Origin of the sequence: Nostoc sp. NMS8, from assembly GCF_017115045.1 — a bacterium.
In the GTDB taxonomy this organism is placed as follows: Bacteria; Cyanobacteriota; Cyanobacteriia; order Cyanobacteriales; family Nostocaceae; genus Nostoc.
The window spans coordinates 51734-72416 of sequence record NZ_JABXKK010000032.1; the positions used below are offsets into that span (position 1 = coordinate 51734).

At 43.0% G+C, this 20683-nt stretch carries 16 protein-coding genes and 1 tRNA gene; 10 read left to right on the forward strand and 7 right to left on the reverse strand.

Annotation, left to right across the window (positions count from 1 at the left end; genetic code table 11):
• Positions 1-58 precede the first annotated feature (58 nt).
• The gene (locus HWQ39_RS03950) at positions 59-1135 is read left to right on the forward strand and encodes an iron-siderophore ABC transporter substrate-binding protein (protein WP_292841825.1); all 1077 of its coding nucleotides are present in this window, start codon (positions 59-61) and stop codon (positions 1133-1135) included.
• 155 nt (positions 1136-1290) lie between these two features.
• On the opposite strand, the gene HWQ39_RS03955 is transcribed toward HWQ39_RS03950, so the two are convergent.
• Positions 1291-2874, reverse strand: coding sequence for a calcium-binding protein (locus HWQ39_RS03955; protein WP_292841827.1), 1584 nt, complete (start codon positions 2872-2874; stop codon positions 1291-1293).
• Positions 2875-3453: 579 nt separating this feature from the next.
• Between HWQ39_RS03955 and HWQ39_RS03960 the strand changes: the two genes are divergently transcribed.
• Both HWQ39_RS03960 and HWQ39_RS03965 read left to right on the forward strand, forming a co-directional pair.
• The gene (locus HWQ39_RS03960) at positions 3454-4473 is read left to right on the forward strand and encodes a saccharopine dehydrogenase-like oxidoreductase (protein WP_292841829.1); all 1020 of its coding nucleotides are present in this window, start codon (positions 3454-3456) and stop codon (positions 4471-4473) included.
• Positions 4474-4574: 101 nt separating this feature from the next.
• A complete protein-coding gene (locus tag HWQ39_RS03965) occupies positions 4575-5528 on the forward strand; it encodes an alpha/beta fold hydrolase (protein WP_292841831.1) in 954 nt (317 codons plus the stop codon).
• Between the two features lie 41 nt (positions 5529-5569).
• On the opposite strand, the gene HWQ39_RS03970 is transcribed toward HWQ39_RS03965, so the two are convergent.
• A complete protein-coding gene (locus tag HWQ39_RS03970) occupies positions 5570-5935 on the reverse strand; it encodes a BON domain-containing protein (RefSeq protein ID WP_292841833.1) in 366 nt (121 codons plus the stop codon).
• Positions 5936-6206: 271 nt separating this feature from the next.
• Here HWQ39_RS03970 and ilvN point away from each other — a divergent pair, with 271 nt between their 5' ends.
• Both ilvN and HWQ39_RS03980 read left to right on the forward strand, forming a co-directional pair.
• Positions 6207-6725: an acetolactate synthase small subunit gene (gene ilvN, locus HWQ39_RS03975; protein WP_292841835.1), complete on the forward strand. Its 519-nt coding sequence runs from the start codon at positions 6207-6209 to the stop codon at positions 6723-6725.
• 722 nt (positions 6726-7447) lie between these two features.
• A complete protein-coding gene (locus tag HWQ39_RS03980; protein WP_292841837.1) occupies positions 7448-9088 on the forward strand; it encodes a metallophosphoesterase in 1641 nt (546 codons plus the stop codon).
• A gap of 217 nt (positions 9089-9305) precedes the next feature.
• Here HWQ39_RS03980 and HWQ39_RS03985 read toward each other — a convergent pair whose 3' ends face one another.
• From HWQ39_RS03985 to HWQ39_RS03995, 3 genes are all read right to left on the reverse strand, one after another.
• Entirely contained in the window at positions 9306-10409 is a 1104-nt protein-coding gene (locus HWQ39_RS03985; protein ID WP_292841838.1) for an LLM class flavin-dependent oxidoreductase, read from the reverse strand.
• Between the two features lie 72 nt (positions 10410-10481).
• Positions 10482-11261, reverse strand: a complete 780-nt coding sequence (locus HWQ39_RS03990; protein ID WP_292841840.1) for a class II aldolase/adducin family protein — start codon at positions 11259-11261, stop codon at positions 10482-10484.
• Between the two features lie 570 nt (positions 11262-11831).
• Positions 11832-11903: transfer RNA gene (locus HWQ39_RS03995), tRNA-Val, on the reverse strand.
• Between the two features lie 356 nt (positions 11904-12259).
• Here HWQ39_RS03995 and fbp point away from each other — a divergent pair.
• From fbp to HWQ39_RS04020, 5 genes are all read left to right on the forward strand, one after another.
• Positions 12260-13309, forward strand: a complete 1050-nt coding sequence (gene fbp, locus HWQ39_RS04000) for a class 1 fructose-bisphosphatase (RefSeq protein WP_292841842.1) — start codon at positions 12260-12262, stop codon at positions 13307-13309.
• Positions 13310-13649: 340 nt separating this feature from the next.
• On the forward strand, positions 13650-14795 hold the full coding sequence (tal, locus tag HWQ39_RS04005) for a transaldolase (protein WP_292841844.1): 1146 nt from the start codon (positions 13650-13652) through the stop codon (positions 14793-14795).
• A 148-nt stretch (positions 14796-14943) separates the two neighbouring features.
• Positions 14944-16473, forward strand: a complete 1530-nt coding sequence (gene zwf / locus HWQ39_RS04010; RefSeq protein ID WP_292841846.1) for a glucose-6-phosphate dehydrogenase — start codon at positions 14944-14946, stop codon at positions 16471-16473.
• 184 nt (positions 16474-16657) lie between these two features.
• Positions 16658-18034 (forward strand): glucose-6-phosphate dehydrogenase assembly protein OpcA, encoded by a 1377-nt coding sequence (gene opcA, locus HWQ39_RS04015; RefSeq protein WP_292841847.1) that lies wholly within the window; start codon positions 16658-16660, stop codon positions 18032-18034.
• 317 nt (positions 18035-18351) lie between these two features.
• Positions 18352-18636: a peptidase gene (locus HWQ39_RS04020; RefSeq protein WP_292841849.1), complete on the forward strand. Its 285-nt coding sequence runs from the start codon at positions 18352-18354 to the stop codon at positions 18634-18636.
• A 1-nt stretch (position 18637) separates the two neighbouring features.
• On the opposite strand, the gene HWQ39_RS04025 is transcribed toward HWQ39_RS04020, so the two are convergent.
• Positions 18638-18784 carry a hypothetical protein gene (locus tag HWQ39_RS04025; RefSeq protein WP_292841850.1) on the reverse strand — a complete coding sequence of 49 codons (147 nt, stop codon included), beginning with the start codon at positions 18782-18784 and terminating at the stop codon, positions 18638-18640.
• Entirely contained in the window at positions 18756-20561 is a 1806-nt protein-coding gene (locus tag HWQ39_RS04030; protein WP_292841851.1) for a glycosyltransferase, read from the reverse strand. Before HWQ39_RS04030 ends, HWQ39_RS04025 begins: the two co-directional genes overlap by 29 nt.
• Between the last annotated feature and the right edge of the window lie 122 nt (positions 20562-20683).

Sequence of the window (20683 nt, forward strand, 5' to 3'; positions counted from 1 at the left end):
AAAAAGAGCCATTAGTGCAATTATGCTATTGTTACTTGTTGTTAAAGGTGTTTGCTTTTTGACTTTTACTAAGGTTGTCCACACTGTTTTTTCCAGCTTGCGTATCTTATGGCAACCTCGGCAGATTTTGAGCAATTACAAATTGTTACCATTCTTTCTGACAATAGTTGCAGTTTTAGCGATCGCAGCCTGTAACAGCAACACACCGCAGCTATATCGAGGGCAAATAAGTTCAACTGCTATGCGAACTGACAAGTTAGCGCTTGCACGAACGCCAATAAAAACAAAAGTAGTTAGCCATGCTTTAGGTGAAGTTGAAATTCCCCTTAAACCACAACGAGTTGTTGTATTAGAAGAAAATCTGATTCTCGATTCTGTACTAGCGCTGGGTGTAAAGCCAGTTGGTGTGATGTCTTGTCGGGGCTGCGAGGAAAATTTTCGAGGTATACCCAGCAACTTACTTGCTGACATTCCAGTTGTGGGCAATATTGGGAGTCAACCGTCCCTAGAGAAAATTCTTAGTTTAAAACCAGATTTAATTTTGGGGTTAACGTGGCTTAAGAGTTCTTATAAACTCCTTTCCAGCATCGCACCTACAGTACTGATCGATTTTCCGAGTATGTACGACTTTAAAGAAAGACTACGATATGTAGCCCAGGTGTTGGGAAAGAGCGATCGCGCAGAAGAACTTCTAACTCAGTACCAAAATCGAATCCAAAAATTGCGGCAACAATTAGGAAAAAATCTAGAAACAAGAACAATATCTGTGATTCATCTTACGGGTTCTGCGGATATTTTCTATAGCTACAGACCGGACTTCTTAGCTTATAATCAAATCATTAGTGATGTGGGTTTACGATTAATCCAAAAAACTCAAAAAGAACCTCAATTAACATTAAGCATTGAAGTTTTACCCAAATACGATGCCGATATGTTATTTATTATGACAGAACTTTTGAAAAAAAAATTTAAAAAAGCAAATTCTGAACCTTTATCTTTTTTGCAAAAGCCTATTTGGTCAACACTTCAAGCTGTTAAAAATAAACAGATATACAAAGTAAATTGGACTGTCGGGGGACCGATTGGAGCTAATAGAATAATTGATGACCTTTTCAAATACCTAGTAAAAAATTAGTGATCAGAGCGTCTACACTGGAACTAAAAAAAACTTTCTTAGTTAAATATCAAGATTGCACAAAAGGCGATCGCACTTCCTCACACTCTTCAAGCAAAACCTTTTCTACCAGGTATTATGCGATCGCCTTAATTTTATACGGTTGTCTCATCCAGTTAGACTACAACGAAATTGGTTGCACTTAGTGACAGTCCAATGCTGATTTGCGCGAATTGCACCTGAGAAAAGGCACTACCACTGCCATCTCGATCAAAGAACAGTGCGCCTGTATTATTGTCGTAAATAAATCGTTGAGCGATCGCAGTCGCAGTTGAACCGATGGTAAACTTACTAGCAGAGAGTGTACCTACTGCTAAAGAGCCGCCAAAACCAGTAGCCGATACCTGAATAACTTCATCAGTCGGGTTGAAATCAGCAAGGGTATCAATGCCTTCATTGTAATTATTAAACGCAAAAGTATCAGTGCCATCTCCCCCGTACAGAGCATCATTGCCTTTTCCTCCAGTCAGGAGATCATTGCCATTATACCCATAGAGGACATCGCCACTATTACCCCCTACAATCTTGTCAGCGTAAGCTGTACCACTGATATTTAATTGTTGAATATTCTTGTAGCTAACTTGATTTGTGCCAGATGTAATCAAGCCCTGGTTAATGGTTGCATTGAAAGTTGAGGTGATTCCTTGGGTAGTATAGTTACTGTAATTGACTTCCAAAAGATCGGAACCTGCACCCCCATTTACTGTTTGAGTCACCAAAACAGAAGAGGCGGTAGATGGGGCACTTAAATAGAAAGAATCATCGCCATTTCCACCATTCAGGGTGTTAGCACCTTTGGTTGAATATGCGTAAAAGGTATCGTTACCATCGCCTCCATTCACAAGGTTATTACCAGACGAGTAGGAAACATCAAGATAATCGTTACCTCCACCACCACTAATCGTATCGTTGCCAGAAGTACCCCCATTGAGTACATCTTCGCTATTACCTCCCACAATATTGTCAGCGTAGACTGTACCGATGATATTGAATCGTTCAATATTGTTGTAATTAACTCGACTCGTACCAGCTGTAATCGAGCCTTGGTTAGTGGTTGCATTGAAAGTCGAGGTGATTCCCTTGGTAGTGTAGTTACTGTAATTGACTTCCAAAAAATCCGAACCAGAACCCCCATTTACCGTTTGAGTCACTAAAACAGAAGACGGGGTAGATGGGGCGCTGAAATAGAAAGAGTCATCGCCATCTCCTCCATTCAGGGTGTTAGCACCATTGACTCTATAGGCGTAAAATTTATCAGAACCAGTTCCACCAAAAACAATATTTTTGCCAAAACTATCCTGAATCGAAAATTCGTCATTTCCGGTATCCCCATAGAGGGTGTTATTTCCTGAAGAATTAGAAACATCTAAATAATCATTCTCGCTTCCGCCTTTGAGGATATTATTGCCAGTGGTAGCTGTAGCATAAATTTGATCGCTTTCAGAACCGCCGTCTAAAAGGTTATTTCCTGAAGAATTAGAAACATCTAAATAATCATCACCACTTCCACCCTTGAGGATATTATTGCCAGTGGTAGCTGTAGCATAAAGTCTATCGCTCTCAGAGTCGCCGTCTAAGAGGTTTTTGCCAGAAGAATTGCTAATATTGAGGATATCATCGCCCCCGAAGCCATAAAGGCTGTCACCACCGCCAAAGCCATAGAGGCTGTCATTAGCGTTAGTACCGTTGATAATTGTCATAACTTCTATCTACCTAAATCAATTTTTCAGAAACTTGAGATATTAACTATGCGGTTATTGCTGTTTTAAGGCACAAAAAATTAGCCGAAATTTAGCGCTTTCGGTATAGTTTGTGCCGATCTGAAAACACTACTTTTTCAGTGTTATTCAGCTTTTTACTGGCTGACAAGCATTATTCAGCTAACCTGCTACATACGAGCATTAGTTAATTTAATTACTATAGTGTCTGTTTATTTAAGTGTCACTACTTGGAATAGCATTTTCTATACTTCACCTTCATTGCCGATATTTGTACTTTTTTGAATAAAATTTTACGTATTATTACTAATATCAAGACTAATTTTAAAAGTAAGATGTACTCTTGCAACACCGATTAAATAAGCCTTAAGGTGATGTCTGGGTTGGGCTAAAAGTGATCGCTAACAGATAAATATCTGCAATATCAGGTCAAAGAACCCAAGATAATGAATCATAATTAATCTCTATAGCTTTGATTTATCAGCCATCAGCCACCAGTTACAAGCTGGAAGCTGAGATGCCGAATACTCAAGGCTTTTGATTCAACTTAACGAATTGACTATGAATTCTGAAAAAATCAAAAATTCTCTAAATATTTCGCCAGCGATACGTGTGGGAGTACTGGGTTTTGGCGGACTCGGACAAGCAGCCGCCAAAGTAGTTGCTGGCAAACGAGAAATGATTTTAGTCGCAGCAGCAGATCAAAAAGGTTACGCTTATGCTACTGAAGGTTTAAATACTGAAAAATCCGTTGCAACCTATCAAGCCCAAGGTTCGGTGGGTTATTTAGAGCCAATTGGGACATTAACAAATCAAAGTATTCAGGATTTAATCGAAATAGCTGAAGTAGATGGGTATTTTTTGGCTTTACCCAACCTACCTAATGACTTTATTCCTAATGTAGCTAAGGAATTTATTAAATCTGGTTGGCGTGGGGTACTAGTAGATGCGATTAAACGCACCACTGCTGTAGAACAACTCCTAGCGATGAGGGAGGAACTGGAAGCCGCCGGTATTACCTACATGACAGGATGTGGTGCTACCCCTGGACTATTAACAGCAGCAGCAGCTTTAGCCGCTCAAAGCTATGCCGAAATTCATCAAGTTGAAATTACCTTTGGGGTGGGAATTGCCAACTGGGAAGCTTACCGCGCCACTGTTCGGGAAGATATCGGCCACATGCCTGGTTACACAGTGGAAACTGCGAGGGCTATGACTGACGCGGAAGTAGAAGCACTGTTAGATAAAACTAATGGCGTGCTTACCTTGAAAAATATGGAACACGCTGATGATGTGATGTTAGAAGTAGCGGGGATAGTGGGACGCGATCGCGTTACAGTTGGTGGTGTCGTCGATACCCGCAATCCCAAAAAGCCTCTCAGCACCAATGTGAAGGTAACAGGACGTACCTTTGAAGGCAAGATTTCCACCCATACCTTTACTCTGGGAGATGAAACCAGCATGGCAGCCAATGTCTGCGGCCCTGCTTTCGGCTATCTCAAAGCTGGTAGACAATTGCACCAACGGGGCATCTATGGAATATTCACCGCAGCGGAAATTATGCCGCAATTTGTTAGATAAATAGGGACTGGGAACTGGGGACTAGGGACTGGGAATACTCAATCCCCAATCCCCAATTCTTATAATAGAATTTCAGTGCTGATGATAAATCGGAGGTAAGTGTGACCACTACGGTACACTGGCAGGAACGAGTTGGTAATCAAAGGGATTGGATTTGGCGGGGCTGGCAAACCCGCTATACTTACATTCGTCCTAGCCAAAATCACCACAATACAACACCCCTAATTCTGTTACATGGCTTTGGCGCTTCCATTGGTCATTGGCGACATAATTTAGAAGTTTTGGGTGAACATCACACGGTTTACGCCATCGATATGTTGGGTTTTGGCGCTTCTGAAAAAGCCGCAGCTAATTACAGCATCGAACTCTGGGTTGAGCAAGTTTACGATTTCTGGAAAACATTTATCCGTCAACCAGCGATATTAATAGGCAATTCCAACGGTTCACTGATTTCGATGGCGGCTGCCGCCGCTCACCCCGATATGGTGATGGGTATGGTAATGATGAGTTTACCCGACCCTTCATTAGAACAAGAAGCAATTCCTCCTGTGCTACGCCCACTCGTTACAGCAATTAAAAATGTTGTTGCTTCGCCGTTGATACTTAAACCTGTATTTAACTTCGTGCGCCGTCCTGGGGTGCTGCGTCGTTGGGCTAGTATCGCCTACGCTAACCCAGAGGCGATTACCGATGAACTCATTGAAATTTTAGCAGGGCCTCCCCAAGACCGGGGTTCTGCGAGGGCGTTTAGTGCTTTGTTCAAAGCTGCGATCGGAATTAATTTTAGTCCTAGTGTCAAGGTAGTATTACCAACCTTAACAATTCCCATGCTTTTAATTTGGGGACAAAAAGACCGATTTGTTCCACCAGCCCTAGCTAACCAATTCGCCCAATACAACAAAAAATTGGAAGTGCTGAATCTGGAGGATGTCGGGCATTGTCCCCATGATGAATCTCCAGAACTAGTTAACCAAGCGATTTTAGACTGGATTGAGAGATGGATTGGCGTAGGCGAAGCCCGCCGCAGGCATCGCCAACCACTGGTTATTCCTTAAATGTTATGGTTATACAATGGGTGCGATCGCATCAGCAGTACTTACTCAATCGTCGTTTGACTAGAGTCAACATCTGTAGTGCCATTCACTGAACGTGCCACGGAAATTACCTTATTGAGAATTTCCTGACTGGGAACTTTACCTTTCAACACTACAGTGCTACCCGTTTGAGCAACCCAAAGGGTATTAACGTCGTCAATTTGAGGGTCTTCATCAAATGCCAACGCTACCCGTTTTGCTAAACCACTTTGGTCATATTCTCCGCTTAATCCTAGACGTTCTGGGGGTATCGATTGGGTAGCAGTAGCAGCATCACTACTAGGAGCTTGCACTACAGTCTGTGGAGCCGGATTTACTTCTGCATTTTCAGGTTTTTCCAATCCAAACAATCTTTGTAACCAACCCATAAAAACTTTTCTCCTTAGTTAGAGGCTTATCAAGCTTGAGTATAAAAGCTTTACAAGAATGCCACATCTGCCAATGAAAAGATATACATTCAATGAAATTCTTGTTTGCAGTATGATTTCTAGACAATTTCTCGATTAAGAATGCAATGAGTGCATCTCTTAAGTTTACAATAGGAGGTCGCACTAAATTTTTAGTGCGGTAGTAGGTCTAGCGTTGCCTTTTGCTAGTATCTGCGTTCCTCAATTCCTGCTCTAGCCTCTGTTGGCGAAGATGAAACATACCCTTTCAGTTCTCGTAGAAGATGAGGCGGGTGTTCTTTCCCGCATTTCTAGTTTATTTGCGCGTCGCGGCTTTAATATTGAAAGCCTTGCTGTTGGCCCTGCTGAACAAGGAGGAGTCTCTCGAATTACAATGGTTGTCCCTGGTGACGATCGCATTATCGAGCAGCTCACCAAGCAACTGTACAAATTAGTCAATGTCTTGAAAGTCCAGGATATTACCGAAACTCCTTGTGTCGAGCGGGAATTGATGCTTTTGAAGGTGAATGCTAGTACCAGCAATCGCTCAGAAGTAATCGAACTGTCTCAAATTTTCCGGGCGCGAGTCGTGGATGTGGCAGAAGATTTTCTCACCTTAGAAGTTGTGGGAGATCCAGGTAAAATGGTAGCGATCGTGCAAGTGTTGCAAAAATTTGGTTTGAAAGAAATCGCCCGCACCGGCAAAATTGCCCTAACTCGTGAGTCGGGCGTCAATACCGAGTTACTCAAATCTTTGGAAGCAAAGGTTTAGTTGGGAATTTAAATCAAGGCTCAGAAATACTCAACAGTAAGCGCATAAATTAAACACACCAGAAAGTCATAGTAGCAGTTGTTACTATGACTTTTTGCTTAAATAAGCCCAAAACCCAATACTACTCGGGTTTTGGATTTTGAACTCAGAATTGGGTTTGGGGAAAAGGTTAAAGGGGAAGGGTTAAAGGTTTTTTCTTTCCCTTTTCCCCCGCCCCTTATCCTCAGAGGGGGCCCCACCTTCCCCTTTTCCCCAAAACCCGACAAGTATTGGCCCAAAACCCTGATGTAGAGACGCGATTTATCGCGTCTTTAAAGATCATAGGACTTACGCATTGACAGAAAAGCCAAAATAAGAGGTATAGTTTTCAAGGCTTCTAGGTAGGTTTTTCAGTCATATTTTGGCGATCGCCAGCAATCAAAAGTGACCGCCAAAAGCCTTAAACAACGTATTTACGTTAATACACAAGATAGTTTTTTTTACAGTCCTAGATCAATAACCCTTAACTGAACTGTATTAGCTTAAAGACTACCAAAAAATTGAAGGAGGCAGGAAGTTTTACAATTCGTTTAAAGGCTAATTCAGTAAGTTAATACCCGACAAAATTTGGTATGTTACTCATGCTCAGACGCAAAAGCAGCCGTAAAATATCCTCAGTGGTTATGCTTGTGCTTGTTATATGCTTTACTTTGATAAGTGTGCGTTCATTTGGGCAAACAATTATGACACCAGCACCCCAACTGCTCACCGATCCATTTTTGCAACTGCCAACTGAAAACTCAGTGCGAGTAGTCTGGTTTACTGAGTTTGCTGGTGTTAATCACATAGTCTTCTATGGAGAAAATCTTAAACAAACTGCTAAGGCAAATCTTACCAAACTCAGTCGCACGCGCGAAGACCAAAAGTCAAGAGTTGCTAACCAAACTAAAGACGGCCAAATCGATCAAAAACCCATCCAGCGTGACATTTGGCGACATGAAGCTGAGGTAACTGGGTTAACTCCTGGTTTACGGGTAAACTATCGCGTTACGAGTGTGCGAGAAGATGGCGAGAGTGTTAACAGTGATGTTTTTACCCTTACAGCTACTCCCAAACCCGATACGCCACTCAAAATTTTACTCACTTCAGATCATCAATTAAAGCCCATGACCTCTGCAAATCTGCAAAAGGTGGTAGAAACAGTTGGCAGAGTTGATGGAGTGTGGTTTGCTGGTGATTTGGTTAATGTCAGCGATCGCGCCTCAGAATGGTTTGATGATAGTAGTGGTGGTGCATTGTTTCCCGGTTTACAAGGTCGTGCTACTTATGACATGACTCACAATGGTGTCAAGACAACCTACATCGGTGGACAAATAATTCAACACGCACCCATGTTTACTTGCATTGGCAATCATGAGGTGATGGGGCGCTTTGCCAGAACAGAAAGTTTAGATGATGAATTTGATGATACAATTCCTCGTGTCGTCGCTCAAAAAATCTACCAGGATAAATCTTTAATAGATAATTCTTTTAATACTAATACCTACGAAGAAATTTTCTCTTTACCAAAAAGTAAAGAGGGTGGAAAAAAGTATTATGCAGTCAGCTTTGGTGATGTGCGTTTGGTGGTACTTTACATTACGAATATGTGGCGAACTCCCAGCTTAGATGTAAAGCGTAGGGGTAGATATCAAGAAGCCGAAAAAGACTTAAATAATCCTGAAAATTGGGGCTATGGACAACTGATTTATGAACCAATTGCTAAAGGCAGCAAACAGTACAATTGGCTGGAGGCAGAACTCAACAGCACGGAGTTTAAACAAGCAAAATACAAAGTTGTGATGTTCCATCATCCACCCCACACATTAGGTGATAATATAGTTCCTGCTTATACAGAACCAGTACAAATAATTGAACGGGATGGTAATAATATCAAAGCAGTTCGTTACGAATATCCCAAAGACGCAGATTATATTATTCGTGATGTTGTCCCAATACTTGAAGCCGCTAATGTGCAATTAGTATTTTATGGGCATTCCCATCTATGGAATCGCTTTGTTAGTCCCAATGGAATGCACTTTCTAGAAACATCTAATGTGGGTAATACTTACGGTGCTGCCTGGGGTGACAGAAAACGAGAAGTACCAATTGGATATCAAGAGGATTATGTTAAGGTTGGCGATCCCAATGGATTAGAACCGATAGTGCCAACAATTGCCCCCTTGCTAGGCGAAGATGGAAAGCCGATGCCTTATGTTGCAAGTAATGATATTACGGTTTTCAGTATCTTTGATACAGGGACAGGTACGATAAGTAGTTATCGCTTTGATACTCGCAAACCTGATTCAGAAGTATTGAAGTTTGATGAATTTAAATTGAACTGAATCAAAAGACCATTAAGGAATTGTGTGTACACGGTAGCCTTTATAAGGAGAGGGATTGAGGATGAGGTAAATCAAATGTATAAATTGTATGCTATCTAATTCTTATTTATAAAAGATTTTACTAAGTAAAATTGTCCCTCTCTGAATTAGAGAGGGACAGAATTGAATTTTAGTTCAAAGCTGAGAAAAGTTCGTTAGAAACCACATTAATTGAACCTTATCTAGTCCCAACTCCAACCGTTTGCCGTTCTCGCCGTGCGACTTCTGCACGTACTAAAGGAATGACATCACGCCCATAAGCGATCGCATCCTCTAGGGGATCAAAGCCGCGAATCAACAAGGTAGTCACACCTGCATCGTAATAATCAACCAAAGCTTCAGCTACTTGTTCTGGTGTACCCACTAAGGCTGTAGTGTTACCTGCCGCACCAGTAGCCGCTGCGATCGGTGTCCAGAGACGCTTATCGTAAACCTCATTTTTGGCTGCAAAATCCAGTAGGCGTTGTGACCCTACCGCCTGGGGTCTAGCTGGCGCAGCTACTTTCGCCCCTCCGCGCAACTCTTGAATTCGCGCTAAAATTTTATGTGCCTTCTCCCAAGCCTCTTGTTCTGTAGCACCAAGAATCGGTCGCAGGGAGACGCTAAAGCGAATCGAACGACCTGCTGGTAAGGCAGCACGAACCTCTGCGATTCGTTCTTTTACTGCGGCAATTGGCTCACCCCACAAGGCGTAGACATTACTGTGTTTGGCTCCTACTTGTACGGCTGGCCCAGATGCACCACCAAAGTAAAGGGGGATGTGGGGCTGTTGCAGCGGCTTGATCGCCGAGAAAGCATCTTTAATGTGATAAAATTCACCTTCATAATCAAAGGGAGTATCGCTCGTCCAGACGCGACGAACAATTTCTAAATATTCATCGGTGCGGCGGTAGCGGCTATCATGATCTAGCCAGTCACCATCTTTTTGCTGGTCAGCATCACTGCCACCAGTAATAATATGTATTGCGATTCGACCGTTGGTAAAATGGTCAAGCGTCGCTGCCTTACGAGCTGCCAGAGTTGGTGCTACAAAACCTGGACGATGAGCAATCAAAAAGCCCAATCGCTCGGTTGCCGAAGCCGCAAAACTAGCAACAGTCAAACCATCAGGGCTGCTAGAACTATAGCCAATCAGTACTTTATCAAAGCCTCCTTCTTCATGGGCTTTCGCAAACTCACGAACATAAGCCGGATCAATGATGTCATCGCCCAAACTACCTGGTGTACTATTTAATTCCGAAGTAGGCTTTGTCCGAATCAATCCAATAAATTCAACTGGCATAATTAATTCTCCTAAAAATGTTGGGGATTGGTTATTCCTAATCCCCAGTCCCCAGTCCCCAATCCCCAATACCTAATCAAATAAATCTGGCTGCTCGTGGGTAATTTCATCCCACAAATACTGGAATCCACCCCAGCCTGCTTGGTGAGTACCGCCGCGTTGTTGGATATTTAAGGCGATGTCATGGTCAATCAGGACAGGTTTTCCTACGGCTTCTGCTAGCAACTGTGCCTTAGCTGTATCCTCTAACCTGATGTACCACCAAGCGGCTTCATCTACACTGTGTCCTACAGTCAATATGCCGTGGTTGCGTAAAATCGCAGCTTTGTTTTTGCCTAGTCCTTGAGCAATGCGTTTTCCTTCACTTGTCTCTAAGACAATGCCTGTAAAATCATCAAATAGAGCATGATCTTGATAAAAAGCACAGGAATCTTGGGTAATCGGGTCGAGCAAGCGACCCAAAGATGACCAAGTTTTGCCATAGAAGGAATGGGCATGAGCCGCAGCGATAACGTCGGGGCGGGCTTCGTGGATTTGAGAGTGAATCGCAAATGCTGCTTGACTAACTTTGCCTTCACCTTGAACTACTTGACCTTCACTATTTACTAGTATTAAGTCGGATACGCGAATGCGACTGAAATGTATCCCAAAGGGATTTACCCAAAAATGATCGGTAAGTTCAGGATCGCGGGCTGTGATATGTCCTGCCAATCCTTGAGCAAAACCCAAACGCGCAAATACCCGAAAAGCTGCTGCCAAACGTTCTTGGCGATGACGACGCTCCGATTCAATAGAAACGAAGGTCGGTGGTTGGAAGGGATTGCTGGGACGGACGAGAGAAGTTTGCACCATAATTTTCAACTCCTACGTATGGATTGGCTAGATGCAGGGTGCTGCCTCATTGCTGGTGAAAGCGTCAAGGTTTGTCTATAGACATTGCTTCACCATTAAACTACCGAGATAATAAAGGATTTATGGTTATTGCTTAGTGGCGATGTCTACAACGGGCTGCGCCTACGCAGTTTTTATCGCTGCAAATACGTATTGTTCAATCATGTCCAGTAGACAATGCTACAAATAACTTTTGACAATAACCGTAAATACGTTACTAATTACTTGATGTCAGCTTTTAAACTACCTAGCGACAACAAATTTTTTAACTAGAGTAGTTATACTATCAAATAAACTACTGCGACTCGACCGACTTACAGTAGTTTAAGTCTAAATGAATTTATCACAGTTCATTTAAATAAACAAGCTAAATTTTTAGCTACATCATCCCAATATTCTTGCCGAAAAGCTCTCCTTTATACATTCAGTCAAGATAAAACTACTCTAAACTACATAAGTGCAAAGAGAAAAAACGAGATTTTCCTAGTCACTTTGAAAGTTAATTAGCTGAAAATCTTGATATTACTTAAGTGGGCGATACTGGATTTGAACCAGTGACCCCATCCGTGTGAAGGATGTGCGCTACCCCTGTGCTAATCGCCCAAGGCTTCTAATTATATCATAACTTGCTCACATTAGCATTGTCTCTTGAAACGAGAAGGGACGAAAATTTCGTACCTCCTGCATTCTTCACATAAATCACCGATAACAATTGCTGTACATGGATAGCGGGGCGTTTAGCCCGTGCTGAGTAACGAGTGCTGAGTAAAAAGTTTATTTCCGCAGTGTACTACGTATTTTTGCTCTGGGCGTGGGGTCACTGAAGATTCATTTCTTTAGTTTATCTAAAGTCGCATCTAAGTTAGCAAATTACCTTTCTAAGATAGAAGCAGCAACTATAAGTTGCCACACACGACTAACACCCAATTAACAGCTAGTGGCTGCGGAGAACATAAAAAATGGCTAAAACGCCAGAATCTTTAGACTTATCTACTTACGACTCTACAGACAGAGCTTTAGATCGTGATTGTACAACCTTATCTCGTCACGTCCTCCAGCAACTTCAGAGTTTTTCGCCAGATGCACAGGATTTAAGTGCGCTGATGAATCGCATTGCCCTTGCTGGCAAACTGGTTGCTCGTCGCATGAGTCGTGCTGGTTTAATGGAAGGCGTTCTCGGATTTACTGGGGAAGTTAATGTCCAAGGCGAATCCGTCAAAAAGATGGATGTCTATGCCAATGATGTATTTATCTCAGTGTTTAAGCAAAGCGGCTTAGTCTGTCGCCTAGCTTCTGAGGAAATGGAAAATCCCTATTACATCCCCGAAAATTGCCCCATTGGACGCTATACGCTGCTCTACGATCCAATTGATGGCTCATCCAACACTGATAATAATCTCAGTTTAGGTTCCATTTTTGCCATTCGCCAACAAGAAGGAACTGATAGCGATGGTAAGGCAACTGACCTCCTCGCCAATGGACGTAAGCAGCTTGCTGCTGGATATATCCTGTATGGGCCTTGCACAATGCTGGTTTATACTATAGGTAAGGGCGTTCATTCCTTTGTTCTCGATCCCAGCTTAGGAGAGTTTATTCTCACAGAAGAAAATATCCGTATTCCTAAGCACGGTTCTGTTTACAGCGTGAACGAAGGTAACTTCTGGCAGTGGGAAGAATCAATTCGAGAATACATCCGCTACGTTCATCGTACAGAAGGCTACAGCGCTCGTTATAGCGGCGCAATGGTGAGCGACATCCATAGAATTTTGGTTCAAGGCGGTGTATTTCTCTACCCCGGTACAATTCAAAATCCAGAAGGAAAGTTGCGCTTGCTTTATGAAACCGCTCCTCTGGCCTTTTTGATTGAGCAAGCAGGCGGTCGCGCTACCACCGGACTAATGGATATCTTGGATGTAGTGCCGAAAAAACTGCATCAGCGCACGCCTTTAATTATTGGTAGCAAAGAGGATGTAGCAAAGGTGGAGTCTTTTATTCAAAACGGACATTAGTGTGAGAAGGCAGAAGACAGGAGAAAAAAAGCTTGTAAATTAATTAAATTTTTGAACTTTTTTCAACTGGATAGTTATTTTTGTCATGCTGGACTAGAAGATAGAGACAAAAAAAGTATCAGGATGCGTCTATCCTATGACATTAATTAAACGTTAATCATGGTGATTTAGGATTAGGAATGTAAAATAGCGCTTTTTGAAGATGTATTAAAGATTATCTCAGCTGGCCGATGCAAGAAGTGATTGGCAACGCCACAATTCAAAAGTAACCATCAATATTTGATGGGTTTTGCCAACTTTACTTAGAAGCATCACTATACAGGAGTGAAATACACTAGCTATGGCTACCAATCATCTACTAGAAATTAACCAATACGGTCAAAGTATCTGGCTGGATAATTTGACTCGTGACATTATTCAATCAGGCGAACTCAAAGACCTGGTTGAAAATCAAGGAGTTTCTGGTATTACTTCTAACCCAGCTATCTTTGAAAAAGCGATCGCTGGTAACGTTATTTATGATGCCGATATCGAAGCTGGAGTTCGGGCTAGCTTACCGACATACAAAATTTACGAATCGCTAGTTTTTGCAGATATCCGTAATGCCTGTGATATTTTACGCCCTGTTTATGAAGCCTCGGATAGACTAGATGGTTATGTGAGTATTGAAGTACCGCCGACCATTGCCCATGATACTGAAGCAACCATAGCCGAAGCTAGACGCTATTTCCAAGAAATTAATCGGGAAAATCTGATGATTAAAATTCCTGGAACTGAACCTGGTTTGCCAGCAGTAGAACAGGTAATAGCCGAAGGGATGAATGTTAATATTACGCTGCTGTTTTCTGTAGAAAGCTATGTAAATACAGCAATGGCTTATATTCGGGGCTTAGAAAAACGGCTGGCTGAAGGAAAGGACATCAGTAAAATTGCATCAGTTGCTAGCTTCTTCCTCAGCCGGATCGATAGCAACATTGATGGCAAAATTGATGCTAAGTTGAAAAAAGGCGTTGATGATATTTCGGTGGAAGCAAAGCTAAGAGTTGTGAAAGGGAAAGTTGCGATCGCTAACGCTAAGATTGCGTATCAGGAATACAAGAAAATCATTAGAAGCGAGCGTTGGCAAGATTTGGCAGCAAAAGGGGCTACACAACAACGGCTACTTTGGGCTAGCACCAGTACCAAAGACCCCGACTACAGAGATGTGATGTATATCGAAGAGTTGATTGGTCGAGATACCGTTAACACTGTACCACCAGCGACCATTAAAGCTTGTGCCGATCATTGTAACGTAAGCGATCGCTTAGAAACAAATGTAGAAAATGCTTACACACTGCTCGAAAACCTCAAAGATCCCGACATCAACATCGATCTCGATACCGTAATGGATGAACTCTTAGTCGAAGGTATCGACAAGTTTATCCAGCCCTTCCAGTCCTTGATGAACTCTTTAGAAGACAAGATCAAGGTATTGTCACCAGTGTAGGGACTAGTGACTGGGGACTGGGGACTGGGGACTAGGGACTGGTAAACAATTTTCCTAATACCCAATACCCAATACCCAATACCCAATACCCAATACCCAGTCCCTAATCCCCAATCTCAAAATCCAAAATCCAAAATCCAAAATTCCTATGGTTAGTCTGCTAGAAAATCCCTTGCGCGTTGGTCTGCAACAACAAAGGATGCCCGAACCCCAGATTATAGTTATCTTTGGCGCTTCTGGCGATCTTACCTGGCGCAAACTAGTGCCAGCACTTTACAAATTGCGGCGAGAACGGCGTATTCCCCCAGAAACCACCATTGTCGGTGTGGCACGTCGAGAATGGAGCCACGAGTACTTCCGCGAACAAATGCAAAAGGGCATGGAAGAAGCCCATTCTGATGTCGATTTAGGAGAACTCTGGCAAGATTTCTCTCAAGGTTTGTTCTACAGCCCTGGGGATATAGACAACCCCGAAGGCTACCAGAAACTAAAAAACTTATTGAGCGAATTAGACGAAAAACGGGGCACGCGAGGTAATCGCATGTTCTACCTCTCAGTTGCCCCCTCATTCTTTCCTGAAGCGATTAAGCAGCTAGGAAGCGCTGGGATGCTAGAAGATCCCTACAAACATCGTCTAGTAGTTGAAAAACCCTTTGGTCGAGACTTGGCTTCTGCCCAAAGTCTTAACCAAGTGGTACAGAAATATTGTAAAGAAAACCAAGTATACCGCATTGACCACTACTTGGGTAAAGAAACAGTTCAGAATTTACTGGTGTTTCGCTTTGCCAATGCGATTTTTGAGCCGTTGTGGAATCGTCAATTTGTTGACCACGTACAAATTACTGTAGCAGAAACCGTGGGAGTAGAAGACCGGGCTGGTTACTATGAAAGCGCCGGCGCACTACGGGATATGTTGCAAAATCACCTCATGCAACTTTACTGTCTAACGGCGATGGAAGCGCCCAACGCAATGGATGCCGACAGCATCCGCACAGAAAAAGTGAAGGTACTCCAAGCTACTCGTTTAGCTGATGTTCACAATCTGTCGCGGTCAGCAGTACGTGGTCAGTACAGTGCTGGCTGGATGAAGGGTGAAGCAGCGCCAGGGTATCGGACAGAACCAGGCGTTGATCCCAACTCCACCACGCCTACCTACGTCGCAATGAAGTTTTTGGTAGATAACTGGCGGTGGAAAGGTGTGCCTTTCTACTTGCGTACCGGGAAACGGATGCCGAAAAAAGTCAGTGAGATTGCCATTCACTTCCGCGAAGTTCCGTCTCGGATGTTCCAATCTGCTGCTCAACAGACAAATGCCAATATTTTGACGATGCGGATTCAGCCAAATGAAGGTATTTCCCTGCGTTTTGATGTGAAAATGCCGGGGGCCGAATTTCGCACCCGTTCCGTTGACATGGACTTTAGTTATGGTTCCTTCGGCATCCAAGCAACATCTGATGCCTACGATCGCCTATTCCTTGATTGTATGATGGGCGATCAAACATTATTCACACGGGCGGATGAAGTAGAAGCAGCTTGGCAGGTAGTAACACCAGCCCTTTCCGTTTGGGATGCACCTGCCGACGCCAATACTATTCCTCAGTACGAAGCCGGTACCTGGGAACCAGCAGAAGCAGAATTCTTAATTAACCAAGATGGCCGTCGCTGGCGCAGACTTTAGAAAGTTAGGAGTTAAGAGTGATGAGTTAAGAGATGAGAAGTTATCAATTATGAGTTTTGGAGTTAAGAATTTCAGTTATTCTAACCCCTAACTTCTAACTTCTAACTTTTAACTTCTAACTTTTAACTCCTAACTCCTAACTCCTAACTTATTCAACAAACAAAGCTGACAACTCAAAACTACTATGGCTCCCCAAGCTTCTACAATTTATTCACTTCAGGCGCCAAAAGATATTTCGCTTAACGAAATAGAAGCGGAACTTCATCAAATTTGGCAAAGTTACGGCATTACTGGTGAGGATGGTGGGCATCCTGCTGCTACTCGGGCCACGACATTTACCCTAGTGGTTTACGAACCGGAAGAAACCCAGTATCTTCTTGCTACTTTGGGATTTTACAACGGCCCGCTTGATGGAATTTTAGGGCCTCAGATGGAAGCTGCCTTGCGGCAAGTGCAGAAAAAATATGCACTGCCAGATACAGGAACAGCAACACCAGAAACCCTGGCTATCTTGAGAGAAGAATTCATCAAACGTCAAGGAAACGGCGCTGCAGGGGATAATGGTTCTATTGATCTTCCCAGCTTAAATGCCCCAAGTCCCAGAATTGCCGATGAAATCGCCCTCCGCAACCCTTGCCGGATTATTGCACTGTTTCCCATTGCTGGCGAAGATGAAGGGGTCAAAGCTCAAGTTTCTGCCTATTGCCCCATCCAAAAGCAATCGTCAAGTACACTAATCTGCTGCGAATACATAACTCTCAGTGGTACTGCTGCTGCCTTGGAACGCATTGGTGGCTTGATTCCAGCATTGTTGATTGGTGGCTTACCGAAGTTTCTTTGGTGGAAAGCAACACCAGTCCCCAACAACGCTCTATTCAAGCGGCTGGCAGCAGTTTGTAATAATGTGATTGTGGATTCTTGCCGCTTTAACGAGCCAGAAAGTGATTTACTCCGCCTCCAAGAATTGGTGGATAGTGGAGTTCCCCTTGCTGACCTCAACTGGCGTCGCCTCTCAGCTTGGCAGGAATTGACAGCTGAAGCCTATGACTCACCTAACCGTCGGGCTGTTCTCAAAGAAGTTGACCGAGTAACTATTGATTATGAAAAAGGCAACCCCGCACAAGCATTGCTGTTTTTGGGTTGGCTGGCAAGTCGTCTAGCATGGCAGCCAGTTTCCTATCAAAAGGAAATCGGAGATTACGACATCACTCGCATTCACTTTATTGCCCAAGACCAACGGCAAGTAGAAGCAGAATTAGCGGGTGTTCCTCTGGCTGATGTCGGCGAGATTGCTGGCGACTTGATTGCTTTGCGCCTCAGTTCGACCAATCCGAAGGCAGACTGTGGTACAGTGATTTGCTCGGAAACTGGTGGCTGTATGCGGATGGAAACCCACGGCGGTGCCCAATCTGCCGGTCTGTTTCAACAGGTGACTTCACTTTCAGAACAAAAGGCAGAAGCATTGCTGAGTCAGCAGGTACAACGTTGGGGTCGCGAGTCACTTTTTGAAGAAAGTCTAGGAATTACAGCCAATATTTTTAAGTTGGCAACAAATAGCTAGTCTCGCCTGGAAAGCATAAAAGTTACCAAAATTGCCCAAATCAAACAGAACCCCAATACAGTTTAGATAGAGCAACAAAACACTTGTAGAGACAGCGATTTATCGCGTCTTCAATAGACCTGTTATCTACATCAATAACCCCTAACTGAACCGTATTGACACCAACCCTTCAGATTTTTGGATATTTCAATCATCTGGAGGGTTTTTCTATTTCACGGGACTGATATAAAACAATACTATTAAGTTTTTGCATTTTAGGCGATACTGAGCCTACATTGTATTGTTTGGTAAAAGTTTTTACTGAGCGGAGAATTACTATGAAACGTTCATTTCGTAAGTATCATCGGATCTTTGGCATCATCCTATCTGTGCCACTCGTTTTAACTGTATTGACTGGGATGTTAGTAACGTTTGTTCGCGAGTGGTCTATTGGTATAGGAGTTCCAGCTAGCTTCCTATTAGGTATCCATACAGGCGAAATTTTTCATCTTGAAGGAATCTACCCAATTTTGAATGGATTAGGACTTCTGGGATTGTTGGCAACAGGATTAAGTATGTCTGGTTTATTTGGTAAAAGAACTCGGCAAAATCCTAAGAATTAAACTAAGATGCTAATGGCAAAAGTACCTGAAAGCAGCTACCAACACTGACTTCACTGGTGACGGTAATATCTTCTACATAAGTTTTAGCGATCGCATCGGCAATAGCTAATCCCAAAATATTAATTCTGCTGACAATGATAAAGTTCATATTCGTAGCCATCGACGCCTGGTAAAGATTGAGTATCAGACATAACGCACGTTTTGACGGCTTCTGCGACGGGGGCGTGAAAGTTTACCAACCATAAGTCAAAAGGTCGTGGTAATTTATTTAAAGTATTTTCTAGAGCTATGGTGGAAGTATTGGGGTCTTGGTCTTGATGGGCAAGGAGAAACAGAGGTTTTTGGAGTGAATTGCCAAGTTTAATCTCCCTAGCTACCCCCATCATTTCCCCAGTGTGTACATAAGTTTTGTGGGTAGTGGCAATCAGTACTGGCACTGGGGATATTTGTTGAATTAGTTGCACAAACAGGTCAGGGCGATAATATTTTTGATAGCCGAGATTGCAGAATACTGTAACTGCACTCAAAAATGCCATTGACCAAATTAAGATCACGGCTTTTTTGCCATTTATTCCCCATCTACCGATGGTTTTGATGCCATTTTTCCCTGGTTCTCTTCCCAGCAATTCCTGGGGAGGATGCCAACAAGCTGCCAGACTTGTGCCTAGTAAAATAACGATCGCCGGAAAGTAAACAAAATTATATCTAGCACCTCTGGTCAGATCGATACCTAAAAAGTAGGTAAAGATAAAGAATAAAGCGATCGCACCGATGGCGACTCCGATAAAAACCTGAATCATAATTCGGTTTTCTGGGTGCTGTAGTTGAATCTTAATTCCACGTAACAAAATTGGTACTGCCCAAATAAAGAAAGTCAACATCACCACTCCAGAAGGAATCACAACCAAAGCTTGAGAAGATTCCACTGGTAATAGGCAAATCATGGCAATCAATGTTCCCAAAGCCTGAAAAATTGGGCTTAACCAATCTAGTCCAACGCGCGAACCTCGAATCCACTCGGTCAAAACACCACGATTTTTATTCTCTAATAAGATTGGTATCCAAATTAAACCCGCCACACAAGTACCTATAGCAACGGCATAGATGCGCCGCCAGAGAGGAGAGAAAAGGAGAGAAAATTTGCTGCTAGTTTGCAATTGAAGCCAAGCAAGAAAAATCAAAACTACGGCTTCTGTGCAGAGGGTGAAGGTGAAGAAATAATGAGTCGCAATACCTAAAGCATTAATTACTATCCAGAAAAGTGCTATCCAGATGGGTAAAGGTGTGCGGTTTCGAATATGACGTGTGGCAATTACTAAGCAGGTGAGGGAACCAATTACCCATAAGATTGCCAAAGTGTAATGACGCGCTTCTTGTGCTAAAAATACGCCGTAGGGTGATACTACCATCATGGCAGCAGTCAAGTGTCCCACTAATGGCGAACGAAATGCTACTCTACCTAATACATAAATACATGGAATAGAGGCAGCGCCGAAGATTGCTGGTAATAATCGCGCCCCAAATAACGACACTAATCCCCCGTCGCTGGGAAATAATTTCATCCACAGGTAAGCCAGCACAAAATATAGTGGTGGATGACTATCTTGTGTAGCTAAGTTATGAACCACATCAGCAATACTAGCCGTTGGGTTTAATTGCAATGGTTGCAATAAGGTATCAGGTGCGATCGCTCGATCTAAGGGTACTCCTAAAAAAGTATTTCCCAAGCTAAACACCAAGGTGGAAAATTCATCAGTCCAAGGAGGCTTTGCTGTCAAGTTGACTAGACGCAAGCTGAGGCCGATGAGCAACCACACTAGGTTCAGCAAAGAGTGAACCCAGAAAGGAGGAAGTCGAGCCTGCCAATTTTGCCAATGCTTGTGTTGTGAACCATGTTTGGCAGAGGCAAGTAGCAACGAGATCATTTTTCTGTAAAAATAAAATGCATCTGGGAAAAGAACTCTCATTGCTGGGCCTCACACGAATGGATTTGTAGATTTGACGCTGAAGATTGAAGTTCGTTCTAAAAACAAAAATCAAAATCTCA